This is a genomic window from Rhodanobacter sp. IGA1.0 (assembly GCF_040208325.1).
In the GTDB taxonomy this organism is placed as follows: Bacteria; Pseudomonadota; Gammaproteobacteria; order Xanthomonadales; family Rhodanobacteraceae; genus Rhodanobacter; species Rhodanobacter spathiphylli.
In genome coordinates this window covers 2,755,862-2,781,629 of the sequence record NZ_CP157948.1, presented here as the reverse complement: position 1 = coordinate 2,781,629, position 25,768 = coordinate 2,755,862, and the positions used below count along the sequence as shown (strand labels likewise).

The window sequence follows — 25,768 nt, the reverse complement described above, 5'->3', positions numbered from 1 at the left end:
CGGATCAGCCGATATGCACGCGCTCGTCGCCCTGCGCGGGCACGATCTCGCCGATCACCGAGCTGGCCAGGCCGTGCGTGGCCAGCAGCGCGGACGCGCCTGCCACCGCATCGCGCGGCAGGATCACGGTGAAGCCGACGCCGCAGTTGAACGTGCGCCACATTTCCTCGCGCGCCACGTTGCCTTCGCGCATCAGCCAGTCGAATACCGGCGGCAGCACGATCGCGGAGGCATCCAGTGCAATGCCGAGGCCATCCGGCACCACGCGGATGATGTTTTCCTTCAGGCCGCCACCGGTGATGTGGGCCATGCCGTGGACGGTTTCATTCTTCAGCAATTCCAGCATCGGCTTGACGTAGATCGTGGTCGGTGCCATCAGCGCGTCGACCAGCTTCACGCCGCCGAGGTCGAGATCCAGCGGGCTGCCCGCCCGATCGAGGATCTTGCGCACCAGCGAGTAACCGTTCGAATGCGGGCCGCTGGAGGCCACGCCCAGCACCACGTCGCCGGCCACGATCGCGTCGCCGGTCAGCATCTGCGACTTTTCGACCGCGGCCACGGTGAAGCCGGCCAGGTCGTATTCGCCCGGCGGATACATGTCCGGCATCTCGGCGGTCTCGCCGCCGATCAGGGCACAGCCGGCCAGTTCGCAGCCGGTGGCGATGCCGCCGACCACGGCCGCGGCGGTGTCAACGTCCAGCTTGCCGGTGGCGAAGTAGTCGAGGAAGAACAGCGGCTCGGCGCCCTGCACCAGTACGTCGTTGACGCACATGCCGACCAGGTCGATGCCGATCGTGTCGTGGCGGTTCAGCATCTGCGCCAGCTTCAGCTTGGTGCCCACGCCGTCGGTGCCGGAGACCAGCACCGGTTCCCTGTAGCGGCCGGAAAGGTCGAACAGGCCGCCGAAGCCGCCCAGCCCGCCCATGACCTCGGGGCGCAGGGTGCGCTTGACCAGCGGCTTGATGCGTTCGACCAGCGCATTGCCGGCATCGATGTCGACGCCGGCGGCGCGGTAGGTGAGGGCGTCAGACATGGCGAGCACCTTGGTCAGGATCTGCGGCGTGGGTGAAACGCGCAAGTTTACCAGCTTGTGGCGCCGGTGCCGTTCGCCTTCGCCGGCTTCGACACCGCCGCGATGGACGCTGGGGACACTATTGGGCAGACTTCCCGGGAGATTTCTCCAAGAAGATGCCTGCCCCATGCGCCTGTCCCGCCTGCTGATGCTCACCTTGCTGCTGGCTTTTGCCGCCTTGCCGTCCCTGCATGCCCAGCTCGCCGGCTCGCCGTATTCGGTGGTGGTGCCGGTGGCCGACACCAGCGACGCCCAGCGCGACCAGGCGTTCTCCACCGCGCTGGCCCAGGTGCTGACGCGGGTCGCCGGCGGGCAGGACCTGCGCAGCAACGCCGGTTACGCCGATGCCCTGGGCAAGGCCACCTCCATGGTGCAGAAATTCCAGTACCAGCGCGCCGCCACCGGGCTGATCCTGAACGTGGATTTCGAGCCCGGTTCGGTGCGCCGGCTGGTCTCGAAGCTGGGCGTGCAAAGTGCGGGCATCAAGCCGCCCGTGCTGTTGCTGGTGCAGGACGGCAACGGTCATCTGCTCGACCAGACGGCACTGGCCAGCCTGGCGACCAGTGCCAACGCGCGCGGCATCAACGTGGTGTATCCCGATGCGGCCAGCGCGCCTGATCCGGCGAAGATCGCCGCCGCCGACCCTGTTGCACTGGCCGGGGTCAACCAGCAGTACCGCACCGGCCTGGTCCTGCTGGGCAAGCTCGCCGGCAACAGCGCGGACTGGACGCTGATTTCCGGCGGTCAGGCCCAGCACTGGACTGCGCAGGGCGCGAGCGCGGACAACCTGCTGGGCGATGCCGGCAACGGCCTGGTCGACCGGCTGGGCAAGCAGCTCAACGTGATTGGCGCCGGCCCCAGCGAGGGCAAGCTGTGGGTCAGTGGTCTGGACAGCGCGATGGATTACGCAAGGCTGATCTCGACCCTGCAGGACGACCCGACGGTGAAACAGGTGCTGACCCTGGGCGCGCAGAACGATGCCGTGCTGCTGGACATCAAGGCGGCGGTCCCGATCAGCGCGCTGGCCGCCAACCTCGCCGCGGGCGGCCACCTGCTGCTGCAGGGCGAACCGCACCCGGGTGCCGATGCGAACCTGCGCTGGCTGCGGTGACAAGATGAATCAGGACAGGGACATTTCGCGGCGCTGGCAGCTGCTGGCGATCGTGCTGGTGATCGGCTACCTGATGTGGCTGCTGGCGCCGGTGCTGATGCCGTTCGCGGTGGCCGCGATGCTGGCCTATCTGGGCGATCCGCTGGCCGACCGGCTGGAGCGGCTCGGCCTCAACCGGATGTGGGCCGCCACGATCGTGTTCGTGGTGATCCTGGTGGCGGTGGTCGGCGTGCTGCTGCTGCTGATCCCGCTGGTCGCGCGCCAGGTCGAGAACCTGGTCGGCAACCTGCCGCGCTACGGCGACTGGGCGCAGAACACCGTGTGGCCGTGGCTGCAGGCGCGACTGCACCTGGACCCGCACACCTTCGACAGCGACCGGATGCTGACGGCGATCAAGGAACACATCGGCTCGATCGGCGGCGTCGCCACCGCGGTGATCGGCAAGGTCTCGCGTTCGGGCCTGGGCATCGCCATGGCGCTGACCAACCTGGTGCTGATCCCGGTGGTGGCGTTCTACCTGCTGCGCGACTGGGATCGGCTGGTGGCGAAGATCGACGGCATGCTGCCGCGCTCGATCCAGCCCACCATCGCGCACCTGGCCAGCGAGTCGGACAAGATCCTCGGCGCCTTCGTGCGCGGCCAGTTGCTGGTGATGCTGGCGCTGGGCGTCTTCTACGGCGCCGGCCTGGGCATGGTCGGGCTGCAGGTGGGCCTGCTGATCGGCATGGTCGCCGGCCTGCTCAGCTTCGTGCCGTACTTGGGTTTCATCATCGGCTTCGTGGCGGCGATCATCGCCGCGCTGGTGCAGTACGGCGACTGGACCCACGTGCTGCTGGTCTGCGGCGTGTTCGCGGTCGGTCAGTTGCTGGAAGGCTATGTGCTGGTGCCCAAGCTGGTCGGCGACAAGATCGGCCTGCACCCGGTGGCGGTGATGTTCGCGGTGCTGGCCGGCGGCTACCTGTTCGGTTTCCTCGGCGTGCTGCTGGCACTGCCGGCGGCGTCGGTGATCATGGTGCTGCTGCGCTATCTGATCGAACGCTACCGGATGAGCGAGCTGTACAACGAGGAAGGGCCGGACGATCCGGTGATCACCGAGGTGGATGTGGCCGTGCACCGCGGTGGTGAGGTCGAGGCTTCCGCGGTCGACGTGGCATCGCCGGTCGACTCGTCCACGCCATGATCCCGCAGTTGCCGCTCGCGCTGCGCTGGCCGCGTCGGCAGCGCTTCGAACATTTCCACGCCGGCGCGAATGCCGCCGCACTGGCCGCGGTGCAGGCGCTGGCGCTGCAGCCCGGTGCACCGTGGGTTTACCTGCACGGCGCCAGCGGCAGCGGCCGCAGCCATCTGCTGATGGCCGCCTGCCAGGCCGCCATCGCCGCCGAACGGCGCGTGCAATACCTGCCGCTGGCGACGATCGCCGACCACGCCGCGGCCTTGCGCGGCGTCGCCGGCAGCGAACTGCTGGCGCTGGACGACCTGGGCGCCATCGCCGGCAACCGCGACGCGGAACACGCCCTGTTCGATCTCTACAACCGCGCCCGCGCCGAAGGCAGCGCCCTGCTGTTCGCCGCCGACGCCACGCCCACCCGGCTCGGCATCGAACTGCCCGACCTGCGCTCGCGCCTCGGTGCCTGCACCCAGTTCGCGCTGAAACCGCTGGACGACGACGAACGCCGCATGGTGCTGAAAGCGCAAGCCGCGTCGCGCGGCATCGAACTGGACGACAGCGTGCTGGACTGGCTGTTCGCCCGCTACGCGCGCGACCTCGGTGCGCTGCTCGACCTGCTCGACAAGCTGGATCAGGCCTCGCTGGCGGCGCAGCGGCGGATCACCGTGCCGTTCCTGCGCGGGTTTCTGCGCGACACTGGGGCCTCGTTGCCCGAAAGCTGATGGATCAGGAGTTCGGCGATGGCCGGTATTACGTTGCTGTCCGTGATCGTGTCCGGCGTGCTGCAGTGGGTGGCTTCGGCACCCTACGCGGCCGGACATCCGTCGGTCTATACCGGGGTCTATGCCATCCGCTTCTGCCATGGACCCTGCACGGCGGTAGCCTCGGCATGGGATCGTACCGGGACCTTGGTGTTGTCCGGACATCCCTTGCTGAATCAGCGGAGCAGGCGGATGCGCCAGTCGCTGGAGCGCGAGCCGGTCAATGGCTGTCTGCTGCTCGACGCGGCAACGACGTCCGGTGGGCACGGACCGTTTGATCCGGATACTCTGCGTCGACGCTGGCTGACCTGGTCGACGGCCAGCGATGGAAACGCGGTGTCCTTCGCCTTCGAGCGCTCTCCCGACGATGCCAGTTGGGTCGAGTTGAAGCTGTCGGCCGTGGGGCTGACGGGGCACGGTTACGGCTTCGACTTCGCTCCAGGGCAAGGCGGGCCGGAAGACGTTGAGCGCGACGGGATCGTGGCGACCCGGACAGGTTCGTTCGATGCCGGGTCCTGTGCCAGTCCTCCGGTGCATCATGCAGCCAGTGCGCGTGACGGCCGCAACGAACAGTCCGATGTGGGGCAGGCGGCTGGCTGAGCAGGGTCAGTGTGGTTTCAGTGCATCGGTGGCAAGGGGGCTCATCGGGATCGGCTGGCGATAGCCAAAGGCGTTCGTCCGGCAGTGTGCTCTGGAATGTCTGCCGGTGGGAAAGCCGCCGTCGTGGTCAGTCTTCAGGAACTGCGCTGGGCATGCCGGCACGGCGCGCCGCAAGTATTCCTTGCATCACAGAAATTCCTAAGCAAAAGGCGTCCGAAGGCGCCTTTCCATTGCAACGGGCTGCCACGCATCAGGCCTTGAGCAGTGCCGGCGTCGCCTGCTGCCCGATCGCGTCGACCATCGCCTTGGCCACGTTGAGGTTGCCGGCGACGATGTTGCCGCTTTCCGGGATGCCGTCGCGGCCGGCGAAGTCGCAGTAGCGCCCGCCCGCTTCATGCACCAGCAATACGCCGGCAGCCATGTCCCACGGTTTCAGGCCGATCTCGAAGTAGCCGTCGTAGCGACCGGCGGCCACGTAGGCCAGGTCGAGCGCGGCGGAGCCGGAGCGGCGGATGTCCTCGGCCTGGCCCAGGATCGCGCGGGTCATGTCGAGCTGCGGCACCAGGTGCTCGCGCTGGCGGTACGGGAAGCCGGTGGCGATCATCGCGCCGCCCAGGTTCTCGCGCTTGCCCACGCGCATGCGGCGGTCGTTGAGGTAGGCGCCGTCGCCCTTGCTGGCGGTGTACAGCTCGTCGCGCAACGGGTCGAACACCACCGCGTGGATCGGCACGCCCTTGTCCAGCAGCGCGATGGAGACGCTGAAGTGCGGGATGCCGCGCAGATAGTTGTGGGTGCCGTCCAGCGGGTCGATCACCCAGGTCAGCGGGCCCTTGCCGATCGCGCCGCTTTCCTCGGCGAGGATTGCGTGGTCGGGGTAGGCGCGGCGCAGTTCCTTGATGATTTCCGCCTCGGCCAGCTTGTCGACTTCGGAGACGAAGTCCATCTGCTGCTTCTCGACGATGTTCAGCCCGTCGATGCGGTTCATGTAGCGCAGGATCACATTGCCTGCTGAACGCGCGGCGCGCGCCGCGATCGTGACGTGTGGTCTGGCCATGGGTATCGACTTTGGAAGAGAGCGGGTTTGCGGCCGGCGATTCTAGCAGAGGCGAGCCCCGGGCGCCCTTGTCCACTATCCTTGTCGACCCGCACTGCCAATCCACCCAGCGCATGACCGATCTCCACGACCTCGCCGCCCGCATCCGTCACGTGCTGGTGCGCACCTCGCATCCGGGCAATATCGGCAGCGCGGCGCGGGCGATCCGCACGATGGGTTTCCGGCGACTGGAGCTGGTGACGCCGTATCGCTTCCCCGACCCCGAGGCCAATGCCCTGGCGGCGGGCGCGGACGACGTGCTGGAACAGGCCGGCATCCACCGCGAGCTGGTCGATGGCCTGGCCGGCACCAGCCTGGCGCTGGGCCTGTCGGCGCGCCGGCGTGGGGTCAATCTGCCGGAGCTGTCGCCCCGCGAGGCGGCGCAGCAGGTGCTGGCGGCGGCGATGCGCGGGGAGCAGGTGGCGCTGGTGTTCGGCAACGAGCGCACCGGGCTGGAGAACGAGGAACTGGCGCGCTGCCACGCGATGGTGCGGATTCCCAGCGTGGACGACTTCAGTTCACTGAACCTGTCGCAGGCGGTGCAGGTGATGGCCTACGAGGTGCGCCTGGCGATGCTGGGCGACGACTTGCCCGCACCACCGCCCGAGCACGACGAGCCGCCGGCCGACGCCGCGCAGATGGAGCAGTTCTACCGCCACCTGGGACAGACCCTGGACGACATCGAATTCCACAAGGGCCGCGAGCCCACCACGATCATGCTGCGCCTGCGCAAGCTGTTCCAGCGCGCCCAGCCGGACGAACGCGAGTTGCGCGTGCTGCACGGCATCCTGGCGGACGCACAGCGGATGGCCGGGCTGGCGAAAGATCGGTAACTAGCTTGTCTTGATCCCTCCCCTGTGCAGCAGGGGAGGGCCGGGGTGGGGTGCTCTTGGCCTTACTGCTCGTCGTCGGACGGTTCCAGCGACGGTGCCGGCGTGACCAGCAGCTTGTCGATGCGGGCGCCGTCGAGGTCGACCACCTCGAAGCGGATGCCGTGCCAGGCGAACACTTCGCCGGTCTGCGGCACGTGGCCCAGCGCCGTCATCACCATGCCGGCGACGGTGCGGAAATCATGTTCGTCCTCGCCCGGCAGCGTGCTGATCTGCAGCAGTTCGCGCAGGTCGTCGGTGGGCAGGCTGCCGTCGATCAGCCAGCTGCCATCGGCGCGCTGCATGATCGGGCTGGCCTCGTTGCCGCCACCGTGGCCGATCTGGCTGGCGCCCACCACGGCCGCCAGCAGGTCGTTGACGGTGACCACGCCCTCGATGTCACCGTACTCGTCGACCACCAGCGCCAGCGGCGTCTCGGCGTCGCGGAATTCCTCCAGCAGGTCCAGCGCGCGGGCGGCGGCGGGCACGAACAGGGGCTTCGACAGGTGCTCGAACAGTTCCGGCATGCCTTCGGCGAAGCTGTGCAGCAGGCGCTTGACCTCGACCACGCCGACCACGTCGCTCTCGTCGCCGCGGTAGACCGGGTAGCGCGAATACGGCGTTTCGCGCAGCACCTCGATGTTTTCCTCGCGGGTGCCGGCGATGTCCAGCCAGGCGATGCGCATGCGCGGGGTCATCACGCTGTCCACCGTGCGGTCGCCCAGGCGCAGCACCCGGTTCACCATGTTGTGCTCATCCGGGTCCAGCACGCCCTGTTCGGCGCTCTCGGCCACCAGCAGGCGGATCTCCTCCTCGGTGACCATGCCGCTACCGAGCTGGTTGACCCGCAACATGCGCAGCAGCAGGTTGCTGGAATGGTTCAGCAGCCACACGAACGGCGCGGTGATCCGTGACAGCACCAGCATCGGGATGGCCACGTAGGAGGCGACCTTCTCCGGCGAGGCCAGCGCCAGCCGCTTGGGCACCAGTTCGCCGAACACGATCTGGATGTACGAGATCAGCACGAAGCCGAGCACGATGCCGATGATCCGCGCGTACGGCAGCAACCAGGTCAGGCGCGTGCCCTCCAGGGCGGCGGCGATATGGCCGCCCAGCGCGTCGCCGGCGATCGCGCCGGTGATCAGCATGACCAGGGTGATGCCGACCTGCACGGTGGACAGGAAATGCTCGGGCGCCTCGGCGTGGCGCAATGCCGCGGCTGCCTTGCGGCTGTTCAGGGCCATCTGCTTGAGGCGGCTCTTGCGCGAAGCCACCAGGGCCATCTCCGACAGCGCGAAGAAGCCGTTGCACAGGGCCAGGACGAGGACGAGCGCGATTTGGGTCAGCATCGCGGCGATGATGGGGGAGGGTGCATGGGCACAGTGTAAGTGGTGTTGCCCCCGCGCATCACCCCGTCGATGGACACGGATTGATCCGTCGATGGACACGGATTGATGCAGGGCAGCACGGCAGTCCTGTAACATTCCTGTCATTCCGTTCGATCAGGCGTGACCCGCATGTTTTCACTGCAGACGATTTTCGGCAAAGGCGACAAGTTCTACGGTTTGCTCGAACAGAGCGCCGAGACCGCCCACGAAAGCGCCAAGGCGCTGCACGAACTGCTGACCCGGCCGGGCGCCGAGCAGGTGATGGCGGCATTCGCGGTGACCCGGGCACGCGAAAAGGAACTGGCCGCACAGATCAGCGAAGGCCTGGTCAACACCTTCGTGACCGCGCTGGATCGCGAGGACATCGAGGCGCTGAACTCGGCCCTGTACAAGATTCCCAAGACCGTGGAGAAATTCGCCGAGCGCTACGAGATCGTGGCCGGGCGCCTGGTCGGCGTGGATTTCGCCCAGCGCGCGCTGGTGCTGGAGCAGTCCAGCGCGGTGGTGGTGCAGATGGTGCACGAGTTGCGCCGCGGCCTGCGCATCGACCCGGTGAAGAAGCTGCAGGATCGCCTGCAGGCGCTGGAGTCCGAAGGTGATCGCATGCTGCTGGCGCCATACCGCACGCTGTACGTGGAAGGCGGCGACGTGATGCGGGCGATGTTGTCCAAGGATCTGTTCGAGCTGATCGAGAAGGCCATCGACAAGTGCCGCGACGTCGGCAACATCGTCTACTCGATCGTGCTGAAGAACTCCTGAGGCCACGCCCGTGACCCTGTGCATTGCAAGCCGGCCTGCGACGCCGTGCGGGATTTCTCCCTGCTGCGGTGAGCGCCCATGAGCATCGTCATCGCGGTGGTGGTGATCGCGCTGGCCTTCACCTACATCAACGGTTTCCACGATACCGCCAACTCGATCGCCACCGTGGTGGCGACCAAGGTGCTGACGCCGGGGCAGGCCGTGCTGATGGCGGCCGGCACCAACCTGGTCGGCGCGTTCATGGGCACGGCGGTGGCCGCCACGATCGCCTCGGGGCTGATCAATGCCGGTGTCATCGAGATGAGTTCGCAGTTGCTGATCTGCGCGCTGCTGGCGGCGATCGTGTGGAACCTGATCACCTGGTGGCTGGGCCTGCCGTCCAGCTCCAGCCATGCGCTGGTCGGTTCGCTGGTCGGCGCGGCGATCGCCGCCTCGGGCAACAACTTCGACTCGGTGATCTGGGTCGAGGGCAGCGTGCTCAAGGGCCACGGCGTGATCCCCAAGGTGATCATCCCGATGGTGCTGTCGCCGCTGGGCGGTTTCGTCATCAGCTTCCTGCTGATGGGGGCGCTGTACGCACTGCTGGCCTGGTTCGCCAACCGACAGGGCTGGTTGCGCCGATTCGGGCGCACGCCGTTCGTCAACGCGTTCTTCGGCAAGGCGCAGATCCTGTCGGCCGGCGCGATGGGCGTGGCGCACGGCATGAACGACGCGCAGAAGAGCATGGGCATCATCGCGCTGGCGCTGGCCGGCGGCACCGCCGCCCACCAGTTCGACCAGCTGCCGCACTGGCTGGGCTTCCTGCGCATCGACGGCAACCCCGCCGGCGGTTTCGAAATCCCGGTGTGGGTGAAGGTGGTGTCGGCACTGACCATGGCCGCCGGCACGGCCGGCGGTGGCTGGCGCATCATCAAGACGCTGGGCCACAAGATGGTCAAGCTGCATCCGATCAACGGTTTCGCCGCCGAAACCAGCTCCGCCGCGGTGATCCTGGTGGCGTCGGTGTTCGGCATTCCCGTGTCGACCACGCACAACGTCTCCGCCTCGATCATGGGCGTGGGCGCGGCCAAGCGCTTCAACGCGATCCGCTGGTCGGTGGTCGAGCGGATGGTGTGGGCGTGGATGCTGACCCTGCCGATCACCGCGCTGCTGGCCTACGGCCTGGTGCTGCTGTTCCGGCTGGTGTCCTGAGCGAACGTCCGGCTACAGCGAATCACTGCTGTGGGCGATGAGCTGTTCCAGCTCGTCACCCAGCGTGCCCAGCTCGCCGACCACGCGTTGCAGCTCGGCCTGGTCGAGGAATTCGTAGGGGCGGTTTTCGCACAGGTGCAGGTAGGGCGATCCGTCCAGGTCGGCGACTGCGAGGAAACCGGTGCGCTGCTGCCAGTTGAAGCGCAGGCAGCGGTTCGGGTCGGTGCCGGCCAGCGGTCCCACCGGCGTGGAGATGCGCAGATAGCGTCGTCCCGCCTCGTCCTCGAGCTCGGCCAGGTAGATCCCCTGGCAGCGATCCTGCGCCAGCTGCAAGTCGAAGCTGATCAGGTAGGGGTCGTTGTGGCGCAGCTCGTGCAGGCTGCCGATGTGTGAACGCACGGCTTCGAAGTGGCGCATGGTGCGGCTTCCGCTGGCGAAGGTCGGAAGCTACTCTGACACGGATTCCCCTGCGTCGCGTGAACCATGAACGATGCCGCCGCCCGCATCTACGCCGCCATCGCCGCCATTCCGCAAGGACGCGTGGCCAGCTACGGCGCGATCGCCGCGCGCGCGGGTCTGCCCGGTCGCGCGCGCCTGGTCGGCCGCCTGCTGGGCGAAGTGCCCGACGGCATGGAGCTGCCGTGGTACCGCGTGCTGCGTTCCAGCGGGCACATCGCGATGCCCCCGGGCAGCCGCGGCTTCCGCGAACAGTCACGCCGCCTGCGCGCCGAAGGCGTCGAGGTAAAGAACGGCCGCGTCCCCCTCTCGCGTTTCGGCCTCGACGCCGATCTCGACCACGAGTTGTGGGGCCCCCCGCTCCAATAAAGTAAAAGCGCCTCTTGCGTTCGCCTCCTCTCCCGCTTGCGGGAGAGGATTGAGGAGAGGGAAGCCCCCGCTCCAATAGAACCAAAGCGCCTCTTGCCTTCGCCTCATCTCTCCGCCCACGCAAGGGGAGAAGCCCCTGTCATCGCCAACCCACACGCCCGCGCGCGTCCCGCGCACACCTGCTTCCGCGAAGCGGCACCGCCGCATTTGCTAGCATTCCAGCAATGCCCACTTCCCTCGACATTCTTCAAAGCGTTTTCGGCTATCCCAGTTTCCGCGGCCAGCAGCAGGCGGTGGTCGAGCATCTGGGCGAGGGCGGCGATGCACTGGTATTGATGCCCACCGGCGGCGGCAAGTCGCTGTGCTACCAGATCCCCGCGTTGCTGCGTCAGGGCACCGGCATCGTGGTGTCGCCGCTGATCGCGTTGATGCAGGATCAGGTTGACGCCTTGCGCGAGGCCGGCGTGGCGGCGGCGTTTCTCAATTCCAGCCTGGCGGGGGACCAGCAGCGCGAGGTCGAGCGGCAGCTGCTGGCCGGTGAGCTGAACCTGCTCTACGTGGCGCCGGAGCGATTGCTGACCTCACGCTTCCTCGACCTGCTCGAGCGCACCGAAGTGGCGCTGTTCGCGATCGACGAGGCACATTGCGTGTCGCAATGGGGCCACGACTTCCGTCCCGAATATCGCGAGCTGGCGATCCTGCACCAGCGCTTCCCCGAGGTGCCGCGCATCGCGCTTACCGCCACCGCCGATCCGCGCACCCGCGAGGAGATCGTCGAGCGCCTGTCATTGCAGGATGCGCGGCAATTCGTCTCCAGTTTCGACCGGCCCAACATCGGCTACCGGGTCGGCCAGCGCCACAACGCGAAGCGCCAGCTGGGCGAGTTCCTGCTTGGCCACGAGGGCGAGTCCGGCATCGTGTACTGCCTGAGCCGGCGCAAGGTGGACGACACCGCCGCGTGGCTGGCCGAATCGGGCATCGAGGCGCTGCCGTACCACGCTGGCCTTGACGGGGCCACCCGTGCGAAGAACCAGCAGCGTTTCCTGCGCGAGGACGGCGTGGTGATGGTGGCCACGGTCGCCTTCGGCATGGGCATCGACAAGCCCGACGTGCGCTTCGTGGCGCATCTGGACCTGCCGCGCAGCATCGAGGGTTACTACCAGGAAACCGGGCGCGCCGGCCGCGATGGCCTGCCCGCCGAGGCGTGGATGATCTACGGCCTGTCCGACGTGGTCACCATGAGCCAGATGATCGCGCAATCCGAATCGGCCGACGAGCGCAAGCGGGTCGAGCGGCAGAAGCTGGAATCCCTGCTGGCCTACGCCGAGGCGATCGACTGTCGCCGCCAGCTGCTGCTGGGCGCCTTCGGCGAAAGCTATCCCGGCCCCTGCGGCCATTGCGACAACTGCATCGCGCCACCGAAAACCTGGGACGCCACGGTGCCCGCGCAGAAGGCGTTGTCGGCGGTGTACCGCACCGGCCAGCGCTTCGGCTCCGGCCACGTCATCGCGGTGCTGCGCGGCGAGGAGAGCGAGCGCGTGCTGAGCTTCGACCACCATCGCCTGAGCACCTTCGGCATCGGCGCGGAGCTGGACGATAAGCAGTGGCGCTCGGTGTTCCGCCAGTTGCTGGCGGCCGGCCTGCTCGAAGCCGACGCCGAAGGTTACGGCACGCTGCGGCTCACCGCCGCCAGCCGCGCCGTGCTCAGCGGCGGCAAGCAGGTGCGGCTGCGCGAGGACGCCCGCCCCGAACGTGCCACCCGGCGCCGGCGCGACAGCAAGCTGGTCACCGGCGATCCGCGACATGGCGGCAGCCTGGGCATCGAGGCCTACGAGCAGCCGATGTGGGACCAGCTGCGCGCGCTGCGCACCCAGCTGGCGAAACAGCAGGGCGTGCCGCCCTACGTGGTCTTTCACGACGCCACCTTGCTGGCGATGCTGCGGGCATTGCCGGCCAACGAGGACGAGCTGGCCAGCGTCAGCGGCGTGGGCGAGGCCAAGCTCAAGCGCTACGGCCGCGATTTCCTCGCGGTGATCAACGCGGCGGACTAGCTCTCTCGCCGCGGCGCACCGTGGCGCCACCGATGATTGGCAAACGCCTGGCGCATGGCTGCGCCCGGGCGCCGTCAGCCGTTCCGCAAGCAGCATGGGAGCGCGGTTCCATCGACGTTTTCGGGTCAGGCTTGGCGAAACATGACAGCGCTGTCATAGTAGCTTCGATGGCGTCAGGTGCAGGAGCGGGCAGGGGTGGGCACGGGCAGTCCGTGTCGGTTCCTGCATACGTATTCAGCCGGACAGCGCCGCACGCACACCGCAGAATCGACTGCGATGACTGGTCATGACGTTGGGGAGACGCGATGAGCACGATGGATGCAACCGGAGATGGCCTGGGGCGGCACGCCACGGCGCGGGTGGTGTTGATTTCGGCGGCGGCTGCGCTGGGCGGATTCCTGTTCGGTTTCGACACGGCCGTGATCAACGGCGCGGTCGACGCGATCCGCGGCAGCTTCGCGCTGGACGCGGCGCAGATCGGCTTCGCGGTGTCCTGTGCCCTGCTCGGTTCGGCGCTGGGCGCCTGGTATGCCGGCATGCTGGCCAACCGCTTCGGCCGCGTGCGCACCATGCAGGTGGCGGCGGTGCTGCTGGTCGCCAGCGCGATCGGTTCGGGCATGGCCACCGCGGTGTGGGACCTGATCCTGTGGCGACTGGTCGGCGGCATCGGCGTGGGCGTGGCCTCGGTGATCGCGCCCACCTATATCGCCGAGGTGTCGCCGGCAAACATCCGCGGCCGGCTCGGCTCGATGCAGCAGCTGGCGATCGTGCTGGGCATCTTCGCCGCCCTGCTCAGCGATGCCTGGCTGAGCGGTGCCGCGGGCGGCGCCAGCCAGCCGCTGTGGCTGGGCCTGGCGGCTTGGCGCTGGATGTTCCTGGTGGCCACCCTGCCGGCGTTGATCTACGGCGTGCTGGTGCTGGGCGTGCCGGAATCGCCGCGTCACCTGGTCGCCAAGGGCCGCATCGACGAAGCCCGCGTCGTGCTGCGCAAGGTGCTGAACATGCACAGCGAGTCGGCGCTGGACAGCAAGCTGCATGACATCGAGGGCAGCCTGCGATCGGAACACAAGCCGCGGCTGAGCGACCTGCGCGGCAAGGCGGCCGGGCTGTTGCCGGTGGTCTGGATCGGCATCCTGCTGTCGGTGTTCCAGCAGTTCGTGGGCATCAACGTGATCTTCTACTACTCGTCCACCCTGTGGCATTCGGTGGGCTTCAGCGAGGCCGACTCGTTCACCATCACGGTGGTCACCTCGATCGTCAACGTGCTGGTGACCCTGGTGGCGATCGCGCTGGTCGACAAGGTGGGGCGCAAGCCGCTGCTGGTGGTCGGCTCGGCCGGCATGGCGATCACCCTGGGCGTGATGGCGTGGTGCTTCTCGCAGGCCACCGGCAGCGGTGCGGAGCTGAGCCTGCCCGGCTCGGTCGGCATGGTGGCCCTGGTCGCGGCGAATGCCTACGTGGTGTTCTTCGGCGTCAGCTGGGGCCCGGTGGTCTGGGTGCTTCTGGGCGAGATGTTCCCCAATTCGATACGCGCCACCGCGCTGGCGGTGGCCGCCGCGGCGCAGTGGCTGGCCAACTTCGCCATCACCAGCAGCTTCCCCGCGCTGGCCGAACTGGGCCTCACCTTCGCCTATGGCCTGTATGCCGGCTTCGCGCTGCTGTCGCTGCTGTTCGTAGTGTCCGGCGTGCGCGAAACCCGCGGCGTCGAACTGGAGGACATGCGCGCATGAACGCCGTGCCGCAAAAAGACCTCGCCGTGGCGCAATTTGCCTGTCCCGCGCGCGAGCAGCGGCGGAGCCGATACGACGCGCGCCGCGCAAACCGGCTAGGATTCGCCAACGACGGCACGGCGCCGTCGCAAGGGAAGCCGGCGGATCGCGCTGCGGATGAAGGCAAAGGCCACTTCAATCGACATTGCCCACCTGGCCGGGGTATCCCAAGCCACGGTGTCGCGTGCGCTGCGTGGCAGCCCGCTGGTCAATGAGGAAACCCGGCGGCGCATCCAGGCCGCCGCGGACCAGCTCAACTACAAGGTCGACAAGAACGCGTCCAACCTGCGCAAGATGCACACCGGCACGCTGGCGTTGCTGTTCTTCGAGGACCCCACCGCCGACGACTCGCACATCAACCCGTTCTTCCTGTCGATGCTTGGCTCGATCACTCGCGCCTGTGCCCTGCAGGGCTACGACCTGCTGATCTCGTTCCAGCAGTTCTCGCACGACTGGCATGCCGACTTCGCCGACAGCAAGAAGGCCGACGGGCTGATCCTGCTGGGCTACGGCGATTACCTGGCCTACACCGACAAGCTGGAAAAACTGGTCGACCAGGGCACCCGCTTCGTGCGTTGGGGCGCGGTGCTGCCGGATCAGCCCGGCGTGTCGATCGGTTGCGACAATTTCGCCGGCGGCCTGGCGGTGGCCGAGCACCTGCTCGAGCGCGGCTGTCGCCGCATCGCGTTCCTGGGTGATGCCTCCAGCCACTACCCGGAATTCTTCGGTCGCTATCGCGGCTACGTGCAAGCACTGGAACAGGCAGGCATCACGGTCGATCCGGAGCTGCAGCAGAACGCCGAAAGCACCGAGCATTCGGGCTACGAGGCGATGCGCGGGCTGATCCTCAACGAAACCGGCTTCGACGCCGTGTTCGCCGCCAGCGACCTGATCGCGATCGGTGCAATGCGCGCATTGAGCGACCACGGCCTGCGCGTGCCGCAGGATGTTGCGCTGGCCGGCTTCGACGACATCGCCACCGCCAGCTTCGTCAACCCGCCGCTGACCACCGTGCTGCAGGACACGCGCCAGGCTGGCGAAGTGCTGGTCGACAGCCTGATCGGCCTGATCCGCGGTGAGCCGGTGGACAGCGAAGTGCTGCCGGTGAAGCTGATGGTGCGTCGCTCCAGCTTGCGCTGATGCCATCGGCCTGGTGCCGTTGCGGCTGGTGCGGATGATCCCTTAGTCTGCCCAAGTTGTCCGGATCCCCCCGCATGACAGGATCGAGAGCGCCATGGATCGCACCACGTCCGAGCTGGAATTTCACCAGATGTTCGAACGCATCACCGATGCGTACGTGGCGCTGGATCGGGACTGGCGCTACATCTACCTCAACGCGAAGGCCTGCGAGTTTTTCGGTCGCCGGGCAGAGGATCTGATCGGCCGGCATATCTGGACCGAATTCCCCGAAGGCAAGGGTCAGCCGTTCCAGCGCGCCTACGAACAGGCGATGGCCGACCAGCAGCCGCGGCAGATCGAGGCCTGGTATCCGCCGTACCAGCGCTGGTTCGAGAACCGCATCTATCCGTCGGCGGAAGGCCTGACCATCTACTTCCTCGACATCACCGAGCGCAAGCGGGCCGAACAGGAGCTGCTGCAACACCAGCGCATGCTGTCGCAGGCGCAGCAGGTGGCGCACGTCGGCAGCTGGGAATGGGACATCGCGGAAAACCGGGTGACCTGGTCGGAGGAGCTGTACCGCATCTATGGCGTGACGCCGGCGCAACACGCCGCCACGTTCGAGTCCTACCTGGCGCTGGTGCATCCGCAGGATCGCGAGCGCGTGCAGCAGACGATCGCCCAGGCCGTGACCGGAACGCAGCCGTTCGAGTTCGAGGAACGCATCGTGCGCCCGGACGGCGCGATACGCACCCTGCTCAGTCGCGGCATGGTCGAGGTCGATGCCGCCGGTCGCGCGGTGCGCCTGATGGGCGCCTGCCAGGACATCAGCGAACGCAAGCGCGCCGAACAACTGGAGGCCGGTCAGCACGAAATCCTGGCCGGCATCGCGGCGCAGCGTCCGCTGGCGCAGAGCCTGGCGCAGATCGCCCACCTGCACGAGGCGATGAACCCCGGCGCGCTGTGCTCGCTGCTGCTGCTCGATGAAAGCGGGCAGCACGTGCTGCACGGTGCCGCACCCAGCCTGCCCGAGGCCTACAGCCGCGCCCTGCATGGCCTGGCCATCGGCGAAGCCCAGGGTTCCTGCGGCACCGCCGCGTGGCGGCACGAGCGCGTGGTGGTGTCCGACATCGCCAGCCATCCGTACTGGGCCAGCTATCGGTCGCTGGCGCTGGCGCACGGCCTCAAGGCGTGCTGGTCCACGCCGGTGCTGGGCAGCGGAGGCAAGGTGCTGGGCACCTTCGCGGTGTATTTTCGCGAACTGCGCGAGCCGCGCCCGGAAGAGCTGTACAGCATCGATCGCATGTTGCCGCTCACCGGCGTGGCGATCGAAAGCGAGCAGCTCATCCGCCGCCTGCGCGAGCGTGATCGCTTCTTCGAGATGTCGCTGGAAATCTTCTGTATCATCGATCCGGCCGCGCAGCGGCTGGTGCAGTTCAATCCCTCGTTGACGCGCGTGACCGGTTACTCCGCCGACGAATTGAAGTCGCGCAGCTACCGCGAATTCCTGCGCGTGGAGAGCGACGTGTTCGACGTCGACCCGATGCAGCAGCTCGATGCGGCCGGCCAGCGCATGCACGATTTCGTCAGTCGCTGCATCTGCCGCGACGGCAGCGAACGGCAGCTGGAGTGGGTGTCGTTCGTGGCGCCTGACGGGCTGGTCTATGCCGTGGCGCGCGACATCACCGAGCGGCGGCGGGTCGAGGCCGAACTGGCCTACGCCTCCAGCCACGACCCGGTCACCGGCCTGCAGCACCACCTGTTGCTGGAGCACGCACTGGCGGAAATCCTGAGCTATCCGAACGTGCCGGCCTCGGTGCTGGTGGTGGGGCTGGACCGCTTCCAGCTGGTCAATGCCTCGGTCGGCCATCCCACCGGCGACGACGTGCTGCTGCGCCTCGCCACCCGGTTGCAGACGGCGCTGGGCGGACGCGGCCGGATCGCCCGCTTCGCCGGCGACGAATTCATGGTGACGGTGGCCGGGATGCCGGCCGCCGCGGTGCTGGAGCTGGCCGAAGTGCTGCGCGCGGTGGTGGCCGAGCCGATCGAGGGTTCGGACTACCGGTTGCTGCTGACTGCCAGCGTGGGTGTCAGTCATTCGTCCGCGCATGGCACCGATGCGAGGAACCTGCTGCGCCGCGCCGAGGCGGCGATGAGCCAGGCCAAGCAGGAAGGGCGCGACCGTGTCTGCGAATTTTCGCTGGCGCAGATGCAGGAGCTCGAAGACCGGCTGCTGCTGGGCAACCATCTGCGCGATGCGATCCGGCTGGGCGAGCTGGAGCTGCACTACCAGCCGCAGCATGAGGCCGCCGACCTGCGGCTGACCGGTTTCGAGGCGCTGCTGCGCTGGAACTGCCGCCAGCTCGGGCAGGTGTCACCGGCGCGCTTCATCCCGATTGCCGAAGCGCTCGGCCTGATGCACGAGATCGGCGGCTGGGTGCTCGACGTGGCCTGCCGGCAGGTGCGCGATTGGCTTGACCTGGGCTATCGCGACTTCACCGTCGCGGTGAACGTCTCGGCCCAGCAACTGCAGCGGCCCGGGCTGCTGGCCCAGGTGGCCGCATCGCTGCAGCGTCATGCCGTGCCGCCGGCGATGCTGGACATCGAGATCACCGAAAGCTCGCTGATGGAAAACGTGGGACGGGTGCAGCGCACCCTGGCCGAGCTGAAGGCGCTGGGCATCAGGCTGTCGCTGGATGATTTCGGCACCGGCTATTCCAGCCTGGCCTACCTCAAGCAATTCCCGATCGACAAGCTGAAGATCGACCAGATCTTCGTGCGCGACCTGCCGCAGGACGCCGCGGATGCGGCGATCGTGCGCACCATCATCGCGGTGGCGCACGAGCTGGACATGAGCGTTGCCGCCGAAGGCGTCGCGACCGCGGAGCAGGCGCAGTTCCTCGTCGGCGCCGGTTGCGATGAACTGCAGGGTCACCATCTCGATCATGCCCTGGCCGCCAGCGAGGCGGCGCGGCGCCTCGACGCACGCGGCTAGCGGCTTTCCGCGGGCACCGGCAGGCCCTGGATCAGCCGCTTCGCCAGCCGCGGCTGGCGCAGTTGCTGCAGCCACCAGCTCAGCGCGCGACCTTCCTGGTCGCTGCGCCAGGCGACGTAGAGCGTGTTCGGTTCGCGCGGCTCGCTCATGCTCTTCTCGACCAACTGGCCACTCCGCAGCAGGGCGCTGGCGCGATGTCGCGGCAGCCAGCCCGCGCCCAGGCCATCGCGCTGGGCAAGGATCTTGGCGCGCATGCTGGGCACCGCCAGCGTCGCCTGCCCACCGACGATGCCGTAGGCGCGGCCGACGTTGCGCGAGGAGTCGGCCACCACCACCGAACGATGGGCGCCGACCGCGTCCTGTGACAGCGGCTCGCCCGCCTTCGCCAGCGGGTGTCGCGGCGATACGGCGAACACCCAGTCCATGGTGCCCAGCTCGAACCAGCGCAACTTCGGCATCGCCGGCGGTTCGTTGGTGGCGCCGACCACCAGTTCCGCCCGGCCTTCGCGCAAGGCTTCCCAGGTGCCGCCGAGCACCTCGTGGGTGAGTCGCAGGCGCACGCCGGACTGCAGCGCATCGAACGCACGGATGACCGGCAGCAGCGTCTCGAACTCCAGGATCTCGTCGGTGACGATGTGCAGCCGGTCTTCCCAGCCGTTGGCCACCTGCTTCACGCGCTGGTTCAAGCGGGCCACATCCTGCACCAGTCGCGCGGCCTCGTGGGTGAGCAGCTCGCCGGCCGGGGTCAGTTGCAGGCGGTAGCGGCGGCGGTCGAACAGCAGGGCGTCGAAACGTGTTTCCAGCTGGCGTGCCGCATGCGAGACGGTCGAGGGCGCCTTGCCCAGGTGGGCCGCCGCGCGGGACAGGCTGCCGGTGCTGCGGATCGCCTCCAGCAGGGCCAGTTCGTCGTCGGACAACATGTGCAACTCCTTCGAACGAGTTCGTCGAAACGATGGTACGGCAAACACCGCGCCGGCGATCAGGATGGCTCCACTGAAACACCACCCCATCGCTGGAGCACATCATGAATCGTTTCGAAGGCAAGTCCGTACTCGTCACCGGCGGCAGCAGCGGCATCGGCCTGGCCGCCGCCCATGCGTTCGCCGCCGAAGGCGCGCGCGTCATCATCACCGGCCGCGACAGCACCGCGCTGGCCGAGGCGAGGACAGCGCTGGGCGGCGACACCATCGCCCTGCGCAACAACGCCGGCGTGGTTGCCGAGGCGAGGGACCTGGCGGCCACGCTGGCCAGCCAGCAGATCCGCCTCGACGCCGTGTTCATCAATGCGGGCAGCGCGAAATTCGCCTCGCTTGCCGACGTCGACGAGGCGCTGTGGAACCAGGGCTTCGACACCAACGTCAAGGGCGCCTACTTCCAGATCCAGGCCTTGCTGCCGCTGCTCAATGCCGGCGCCTCGATCGTGCTGAACGGTTCGATCAACGCGCACATCGGCATGCCGAACTCATCCGTCTACGCCGCCAGCAAGGCCGCACTGATCTCGCTGGCCAGGACATTGTCGGCCGAATTGTTGCCGCGCGGCGTGCGCGTCAACGTGGTCAGCCCCGGCCCGATCAGCACGCCGCTGTACGGCAAGCTGGGCATGGACGCGGCCACGCTGGAAGCCACCGCCGCGCAGATCCAGTCGCAGATTCCGCTGGGCCGCTTCGGCACGCCGCAGGAACTGGCCTCGACCGTGCTGCACCTGGCCGCAGCGGAATCGGCCTTCATCGTCGGCAGCGAAGTCATCATCGACGGCGGCATGAGCCAGCTCTGACGCGTATCCCTGTTGCCGCGCGATGACCGTCGCCATCGCGCCATTTCATTGGAACGCTGGCGTGAAGCGGTCCGGCTTGTCCCGTCGACTTCCAGCCGGGCAGGCCGGTGCGTCCGATGCCGTGATGGCGTGGTTCGCGCCCATGTTGCGTTCGATCGACTGTTCCGGCGTCATCCACACCAGCCCCTGCGCGGCGCAGCGCGCGGCGTAGTCGAACAACGCCAGCATGTTCGCCTGGTCAAAGTCGATGAAGCTGGTCTGTGGATAGTCCACCGGAATTTCGGTCAGCAGGAATTGCATGCCCAGCCGGTGCGAGGCGGCGATGTTGTCCACGATCGCCTCGCGTGTCTTGTAGGTGAGTTCGGCGGCCAGTGCATTGGAGACGATGTCGATGGTGTTGTAACGGGTGGTCTGCGGCGCCCGCGCCAGCTGGCCGTTGACCAGCATGTACAGGTGCGCGCCGCGCAGCAGCGGCAGCTCGGTCGACTGGATGCCGGCGATCAGCGGCGTGCTGAACACCGAGGTGGTGACGCCGCCGTCCACGTGCATTTCGTCGTAGACGTGATCACCGTCGCGCACGCGGATCAGCACCGGCGGGAACACGCCCGGCACGCTGGCCGAGGCGATCAGCACGTCGCGAAACAGCGTGCGCGCCGCGTCGCCGCCATGCCGGGCGATCTTGCCCAGGTCCCACAGCACGGTCTCGTGCTTGTCCAGGTCAGTGGTGGCCACCACCAGTCGGCGGCCAGTTGCCGCTTCGCGCTCCACCGCTTCGATCATCTGCGGCGTGACGAAGTGATCGACCAGCTGGAACAGCGCGTTGCGGTGCGGCAGGCCGCGCGGCGACAGCAGGCGGGCCAGCACCGTGCGGGTGGGCGAATGCAGCAGCTTGGCGCTGCGCTCGCCGGTGAACGCCTCCTGCATGCGGGCATCCCACTGCGGCCCGAGGAACGCGAACGGGGCCAGAAGCGCGCCGGCGCTCACGCCGGTGACCATCTCGAATTGCGGTCGCGCGTGCGCGCGCGTCATGCCGGCCAGCACGCCGGCACCGTAGGCGCCGCCCGAGCCGCCGCCGGACAATGCGAGGATGTCGACGGTGCCGTCGCGCGCCGCGCAGCGCATGCCGCCGAAGAAGTCGGGTGCCAGCGCGGTGAAGTTTTTCAGGTCGGTGGTGACCAGTCGCACGTCAGGCGAAAAGCCCTCCGGTGCCGCCGGGCCGATCAGTTCCGGTGGAGCGGGCAGCCGCGGGACGGTCCCGCAACCGGCCAGCAGCACCAGCGCAAACATCAGCAGCCCCGGCTTGCATCGCATCGCGTGGTCCCCGGCGATGAACAGTGTTCGCCCAGTATGCGGTCTGGCGCCATGGCGCATCAATGCGCCATTGCCGCCGTCTCAGTCCGGGAATCCCGCCATGCGTGGAATCGTCTCCAAGGCCTCGTCCCAGTCGGCCCTGCTGGCTACGAAGAGGTGCGCGTCGGGTCGGAGCGTGACAGCGGCATCAAGGCTGCCGGCCGGAACGACCAGCATCTGGCCGTCCATCGGCGTCACCGGCAACGCCGAGCCACAGATCGAGCAGAAGCACCGGACGTGCCGGCTCTGCGGCAGCTCGAAGCGCGTCACCTTGTCTTCGCCGCTGAGCCATCGCAAGCGGGCCTGCGTGGAAAACAGGTTCGCGCCGTGGGCCGAACCGGAATCCTTGCGGCAATACGTGCAGTGGCAAAGGTAGAAGTGCTCGAACTCGGCTTCCACCTCGAAGCGCACCGCGCCGCAAAGACAGGAGCCGGCGTGGACACTCATGCGCCGACGTCCTCGCCGCGTCGCGGCAGGCGAGGGGAGTTCGCCACGTCGCCGCCGCCGCTCACCATGTGTCCGGGCCACGCCATCATCAGCCAGCGCCCGGCACAAGGAGGCGGTCGACGATCGCCGGCAGCATCGGATCGACGGCGAGTGTGTAGTGGGTGGTGTTCGGCAGAATGGCGAGCTGGTTCGCGGGTCGCAGGGAGCCGTCGACCCCGGCATCGCGCTGGCCGCCTCCCAGGGCTTTCCAGAACTCGACCATGTGCCCGGGCCGGATGGCGTCGGCGTCGGCAAAGACCAGCAGCGTGCGAGCCTTGATCCGGGCGACGTCGGCGCTCCAGTCGAAGGGGCGTTTGGTCAGGTCGCCGACCTTGCGGAACAGGTTTGTCCAGTCGACGTCGGGATAGGTCTGTCCCAACGGCGATGCCTTGACGCCGGGGCCGTAGGCGGCTGCATTGACCTCCAGTTGCCTGAAGGCCTCCACCCCCTCCGGGTAGAAGCCGTCCTGCTTCATCGCCGCGGACACGAGCACGAGCCGGTCGACCACGTCCGGATGGCGGATCGCGGTCTGCAGGGCGACGCTGGCTCCCAGGGAATAACCCATGATGTCAGCCTTGCCGAGCTTCAGATGGCCGATCAGCGCGGCGATGTCGTCGCCCAGCGTTTCGCTGCGCAATGGCCGGTCGGTGTCCGGCGTACGCCCGTGCGCCTGGAGATGGGGCGCGATCACCCGCCGGCCTTTCGCCAATGCGGCCAGATTGCTGCCGAAGCTGTCGGGGTCGATGCCGCCGTGAAGAAGAATGAGTGGCTTGCCGGCGCCATGCACGCTGTAAAAGACGTGCTGGCCATCGACGTCGGCAAAATGCCCGTTCGACATCGCGGGAGTCTCGCTGGCTTGAATGCGGAGCGCCGCCGTCATCGCGGCGGTAGCCATGGCTGTCTTCAGGAAATCGCGTCTGAGCATATCGTCCTCATCGCGCTGGAGTGGCGGGTGAAAAACGTTCGGTCCGAGGTTCCGGACCGCATCATGCATCATCTCTGCTCCCGGGCGCTTCCCCGGAAGCATGGTTTGCGGATGGCGGAGTCGGCAGGCAAGCCGGTTTCCCCGCCGCGTTCGTCCGGGAGAGACTTGGCGACCATGTACAGCAGCTCCGCGGCGCAAAAACGGTTCTACTCCGAAGCAAGCGCCCTGACCATCACGAGGTCCCGCTGCTGATCGCCGCCCAGTGAAAACACATGCTCACCCGTCACGACAAAGCCGAATTTCCCGTAGAACGCGATGGCCCTCGGATTGTGTTCCCACACACCGAGCCAGACGGCGTCTGCGCCGCGTCGTTGCATCGCCTCGATGCAGGCATCCATGAGCGCCTGCGCCACCCCCTTGCCGTGCCAGTCCTCAACGACATACAGGCGCTGGATCTCGCCCGGTCGCTTCGCCGCCACACATCCCGGTGCCTCGCCCCGGCGCAGCTGGGCATAACCGACCAGGCGCCCCTCATCCTCGCTGAGCAAGGTGAGCAGGTCGGGGTCGGCGATCTCGGCTGACTGAATGTGCGCGCCGTAGCTGCTTCGGCAATGAAGCTCCATGTGCTCGGTGGTGTTCGTTGCACCGAACGTCGCCCTGAAAGTCGCCTCGGCAACTTCGGACAGCCTGCCGGCATCACCGGCGTGCGCTTTTCGTATCGTTGGCATCGTCACTACCTGGGGTATGCGGGAATGATGTCCCCGGGCGCGATTTATACCCTGGTCCGAGCCGGCAACATCGACTCAACAAGACCGTCTAGGGAAATGCAGTCTGGCAACGTTTGACGCCGCATCAAACTGACAACGCAGCACGCAACACGAAGCACAACACGATCGCCAGCAGTCGCCCGAAAGCTCAGGGCAAAAGCATCATGCACCCGGGCTTGACTGGAAGTCTCCTAAGGAGATGTTAGGCCGCTACCCAACCGTCAGCGACCGCCCAAGAGGTAACAACCGTAGCCCATGCGGCGACTGTAAGCACTATGGCTACCAACGAAACCCGGGAGAGACGAGCGCTGTGAACCGTCCCGGGATTCTCGGAGGCTCCAACTCTTGAGAGGATGGAGCGATGGAAACCCCGAAGAAGAAGTCCCCAACGTACTCACGTGAGGTCCGGGAGCGCGCAGTCCGGATGGTGTTCGAACACAGGGCGGAGCACCCGTCGCAGTGGGCCGCGATCGAGTCGATCGCCGGCAAGATCGGCTGCACGGCGCAGACGCTGTGCAACTGGGTGCGCCAGGCCGAGCGTGACCAAGGGCTGCGGCCCGGAGCCACGAGCGAGGAGCAGACCCGGATCAAGGCGCTGGAACGCGAGGTGCGCGAACTGCGCCAGGCCAACGAGATCCTGCGCAAGGCCAGTGCGTATTTTGCCCAGGCGGAGCTCGACCGCCGGTTCAAGCCATGAGGGCGTTCATCGACGAGCACCGGGGCGTCTATGGGGTCGAGCCGATCTGCAAGGCATTGCCGATCGCCCCGTCGACGTACTACCTGCACGCAGCCCGGCGAGCCGATCCGGCCAAGACACCGCTACGCGTCCAGCGAGACGAGCGACTGTGTGCCGACATCCAGCGGGTGTGGAATGAGAACCGCCGGGTCTACGGCGTGCGTAAAGTCTGGCGACAGCTGCGGCGTGAATCGGTCGATGTGGCACGCTGCACGGTGGCGCGGCTGATGAAGCGGCAGGGGTTGCGTGGCGTGATCCGCGGCAAGGGCGTGAAGACGACCGTCAGCGACACGGCGGCGCCCTGTCCGCTGGACCGTGTGAACCGGCAGTTCCGGGCCGCTCGTCCGAATGCGCTGTGGGTGGCCGACTTCACGTACGTGTCGACCTGGCAGGGACACCTGTACGTGGCCTTCGTAATCGATGTGTACGCGCGTCGCATCGTCGGCTGGAAGGTGTCGAGCACGATGCGCACGGATTTCGTGCTCGATGCCCTGGAACAGGCACTGCATGCACGCAAGCCGTTCGACGAGGGCCGTCTGATTCATCACAGCGACCGCGGATCGCAATATGTGTCCATTCGCTATACCGAGCGCCTGGCCGAGGCCGGCATCGACGCCTCGGTCGGCAGTGTCGGCGACTCGTACGACAACGCCTTGGCCGAGACGATCAATGGCCTGTACAAGGCCGAGGTGATTCATCGGCGCTCCTGGCCGAACCGTAAGGCCGTGGAATGGGCCACCTTGGACTGGGTGGACTGGTTCAATCACAAACGCTTGCTGGGGCCGATCGGGAACATCCCGCCGGCGGAAGCCGAGGCGGCTTACTATCGGCAACAGATTGCGCTGCCCAAGGCAGCGTGACTCAAACCAAACAGCCTCCGGGAAAACCGGGGCGGTTCACTGTGTCGACTGGCAATGCGATAGGAGAGCATGACGCCACCAGCAACAAGCGCTGAGACA

The 25,768-nt window shown here is 67.4% G+C and carries 23 protein-coding genes and 1 other annotated feature; of the genes, 14 read left to right on the top strand and 9 right to left on the bottom strand.

Translation table 11 applies throughout. From position 1 onward, the window contains the following. Positions 1 to 4: 4 nt before the first annotated feature. Positions 5 to 1,033 (bottom strand): phosphoribosylformylglycinamidine cyclo-ligase, encoded by a 1,029-nt coding sequence (gene purM, locus ABNK63_RS12600; protein ID WP_350015822.1) that lies wholly within the window; start codon positions 1,031 to 1,033, stop codon positions 5 to 7. A 166-nt stretch (positions 1,034 to 1,199) separates the two neighbouring features. Between purM and ABNK63_RS12595 the strand changes: the two genes are divergently transcribed. The 4 genes from ABNK63_RS12595 to ABNK63_RS12580 are packed head-to-tail and all read left to right on the top strand — an operon-like array spanning position 1,200 to position 4,712. After that, the gene (locus tag ABNK63_RS12595; protein ID WP_350015821.1) at positions 1,200 to 2,183 is read left to right on the top strand and encodes a DUF2066 domain-containing protein; all 984 of its coding nucleotides are present in this window, start codon (positions 1,200 to 1,202) and stop codon (positions 2,181 to 2,183) included. A gap of 4 nt (positions 2,184 to 2,187) precedes the next feature. Further along, a complete protein-coding gene (locus ABNK63_RS12590) occupies positions 2,188 to 3,363 on the top strand; it encodes an AI-2E family transporter (protein ID WP_350015820.1) in 1,176 nt (391 codons plus the stop codon). Continuing rightward, positions 3,360 to 4,073 carry a DnaA regulatory inactivator Hda gene (hda, locus tag ABNK63_RS12585; protein ID WP_350015819.1) on the top strand — a complete coding sequence of 238 codons (714 nt, stop codon included), beginning with the start codon at positions 3,360 to 3,362 and terminating at the stop codon, positions 4,071 to 4,073. The genes ABNK63_RS12590 and hda overlap by 4 nt, the downstream gene beginning before the upstream one ends. An 18-nt stretch (positions 4,074 to 4,091) precedes the next feature. Next, a complete protein-coding gene (locus ABNK63_RS12580; protein ID WP_350015818.1) occupies positions 4,092 to 4,712 on the top strand; it encodes a hypothetical protein in 621 nt (206 codons plus the stop codon). A gap of 250 nt (positions 4,713 to 4,962) precedes the next feature. On the opposite strand, the gene ABNK63_RS12575 is transcribed toward ABNK63_RS12580, so the two are convergent. After that, on the bottom strand, positions 4,963 to 5,766 hold the full coding sequence (locus ABNK63_RS12575; RefSeq protein WP_350015817.1) for an inositol monophosphatase family protein: 804 nt from the start codon (positions 5,764 to 5,766) through the stop codon (positions 4,963 to 4,965). 113 nt (positions 5,767 to 5,879) lie between these two features. Here ABNK63_RS12575 and ABNK63_RS12570 point away from each other — a divergent pair, with 113 nt between their 5' ends. Beyond that, on the top strand, positions 5,880 to 6,638 hold the full coding sequence (locus ABNK63_RS12570) for an RNA methyltransferase (RefSeq protein ID WP_350017223.1): 759 nt from the start codon (positions 5,880 to 5,882) through the stop codon (positions 6,636 to 6,638). 62 nt (positions 6,639 to 6,700) lie between these two features. Here the strand turns inward: ABNK63_RS12570 and ABNK63_RS12565 are convergent, their stop codons facing one another. Continuing rightward, positions 6,701 to 8,023, bottom strand: a complete 1,323-nt coding sequence (locus ABNK63_RS12565) for a hemolysin family protein (RefSeq protein ID WP_056717061.1) — start codon at positions 8,021 to 8,023, stop codon at positions 6,701 to 6,703. Positions 8,024 to 8,191: 168 nt separating this feature from the next. Here ABNK63_RS12565 and ABNK63_RS12560 point away from each other — a divergent pair, with 168 nt between their 5' ends. Together ABNK63_RS12560 and ABNK63_RS12555 are read left to right on the top strand one after the other, a co-directional pair. Then, positions 8,192 to 8,821 (top strand): hypothetical protein, encoded by a 630-nt coding sequence (locus tag ABNK63_RS12560; protein ID WP_007805738.1) that lies wholly within the window; start codon positions 8,192 to 8,194, stop codon positions 8,819 to 8,821. A 78-nt stretch (positions 8,822 to 8,899) separates the two neighbouring features. Further along, positions 8,900 to 10,012, top strand: coding sequence for an inorganic phosphate transporter (locus tag ABNK63_RS12555; RefSeq protein WP_007805739.1), 1,113 nt, complete (start codon positions 8,900 to 8,902; stop codon positions 10,010 to 10,012). 12 nt (positions 10,013 to 10,024) lie between these two features. On the opposite strand, the gene ABNK63_RS12550 is transcribed toward ABNK63_RS12555, so the two are convergent. After that, the gene (locus ABNK63_RS12550; protein ID WP_350015816.1) at positions 10,025 to 10,429 is read right to left on the bottom strand and encodes a hypothetical protein; all 405 of its coding nucleotides are present in this window, start codon (positions 10,427 to 10,429) and stop codon (positions 10,025 to 10,027) included. 66 nt (positions 10,430 to 10,495) lie between these two features. Here ABNK63_RS12550 and ABNK63_RS12545 point away from each other — a divergent pair, with 66 nt between their 5' ends. From ABNK63_RS12545 to ABNK63_RS12525, 5 genes are all read left to right on the top strand, one after another. Continuing rightward, positions 10,496 to 10,837, top strand: a complete 342-nt coding sequence (locus tag ABNK63_RS12545) for an MGMT family protein (protein ID WP_350015815.1) — start codon at positions 10,496 to 10,498, stop codon at positions 10,835 to 10,837. 224 nt (positions 10,838 to 11,061) lie between these two features. Further along, complete coding sequence (recQ, locus tag ABNK63_RS12540; protein ID WP_350015814.1) at positions 11,062 to 12,888, top strand: DNA helicase RecQ; 1,827 nt, start codon at positions 11,062 to 11,064, stop codon at positions 12,886 to 12,888. A 305-nt stretch (positions 12,889 to 13,193) separates the two neighbouring features. Continuing rightward, positions 13,194 to 14,618 carry a sugar porter family MFS transporter gene (locus ABNK63_RS12535; protein ID WP_350015813.1) on the top strand — a complete coding sequence of 475 codons (1,425 nt, stop codon included), beginning with the start codon at positions 13,194 to 13,196 and terminating at the stop codon, positions 14,616 to 14,618. 150 nt (positions 14,619 to 14,768) lie between these two features. Next, positions 14,769 to 15,797, top strand: a complete 1,029-nt coding sequence (locus tag ABNK63_RS12530; RefSeq protein ID WP_350017222.1) for a LacI family DNA-binding transcriptional regulator — start codon at positions 14,769 to 14,771, stop codon at positions 15,795 to 15,797. Positions 15,798 to 15,891: 94 nt separating this feature from the next. Beyond that, positions 15,892 to 18,771: an EAL domain-containing protein gene (locus ABNK63_RS12525; RefSeq protein WP_350015812.1), complete on the top strand. Its 2,880-nt coding sequence runs from the start codon at positions 15,892 to 15,894 to the stop codon at positions 18,769 to 18,771. Here the strand turns inward: ABNK63_RS12525 and ABNK63_RS12520 are convergent. Next, complete coding sequence (locus ABNK63_RS12520; RefSeq protein ID WP_350015811.1) at positions 18,768 to 19,691, bottom strand: LysR family transcriptional regulator; 924 nt, start codon at positions 19,689 to 19,691, stop codon at positions 18,768 to 18,770. The genes ABNK63_RS12525 and ABNK63_RS12520 overlap by 4 nt on opposite strands. 104 nt (positions 19,692 to 19,795) lie before the next feature. On the opposite strand from ABNK63_RS12520, the gene ABNK63_RS12515 reads away from it, so the two are divergent. Beyond that, positions 19,796 to 20,545, top strand: a complete 750-nt coding sequence (locus ABNK63_RS12515; protein ID WP_350015810.1) for an SDR family oxidoreductase — start codon at positions 19,796 to 19,798, stop codon at positions 20,543 to 20,545. Between the two features lie 45 nt (positions 20,546 to 20,590). Here ABNK63_RS12515 and ABNK63_RS12510 read toward each other — a convergent pair whose 3' ends face one another. The 4 genes from ABNK63_RS12510 to ABNK63_RS12495 all read right to left on the bottom strand — a co-directional run bounded on the left by ABNK63_RS12510 (position 20,591) and on the right by ABNK63_RS12495 (position 24,034). Continuing rightward, a complete protein-coding gene (locus ABNK63_RS12510; protein ID WP_350015809.1) occupies positions 20,591 to 21,856 on the bottom strand; it encodes a patatin-like phospholipase family protein in 1,266 nt (421 codons plus the stop codon). Positions 21,857 to 21,937: 81 nt separating this feature from the next. After that, positions 21,938 to 22,342, bottom strand: coding sequence for a GFA family protein (locus tag ABNK63_RS12505; protein WP_350015808.1), 405 nt, complete (start codon positions 22,340 to 22,342; stop codon positions 21,938 to 21,940). 88 nt (positions 22,343 to 22,430) lie between these two features. Next, complete coding sequence (locus ABNK63_RS12500) at positions 22,431 to 23,378, bottom strand: alpha/beta fold hydrolase (protein WP_350015807.1); 948 nt, start codon at positions 23,376 to 23,378, stop codon at positions 22,431 to 22,433. A 134-nt stretch (positions 23,379 to 23,512) separates the two neighbouring features. Further along, positions 23,513 to 24,034: a GNAT family N-acetyltransferase gene (locus ABNK63_RS12495; protein WP_007805818.1), complete on the bottom strand. Its 522-nt coding sequence runs from the start codon at positions 24,032 to 24,034 to the stop codon at positions 23,513 to 23,515. A 400-nt stretch (positions 24,035 to 24,434) separates the two neighbouring features. Between ABNK63_RS12495 and ABNK63_RS12490 the strand changes: the two genes are divergently transcribed. Further along, positions 24,435 to 25,669 (top strand): IS3 family transposase gene (locus ABNK63_RS12490; protein ID WP_350015806.1). Its coding sequence is split into 2 segments (ribosomal slippage): positions 24,435 to 24,732 and positions 24,732 to 25,669, totalling 1,236 coding nucleotides; the frame shifts between segments, so codons are not numbered across the junction. Next, positions 24,725 to 24,841, top strand: a sequence feature (AL1L pseudoknot). Its footprint overlaps the gene before it by 117 nt. Positions 25,670 to 25,768: the final 99 nt, after the last annotated feature.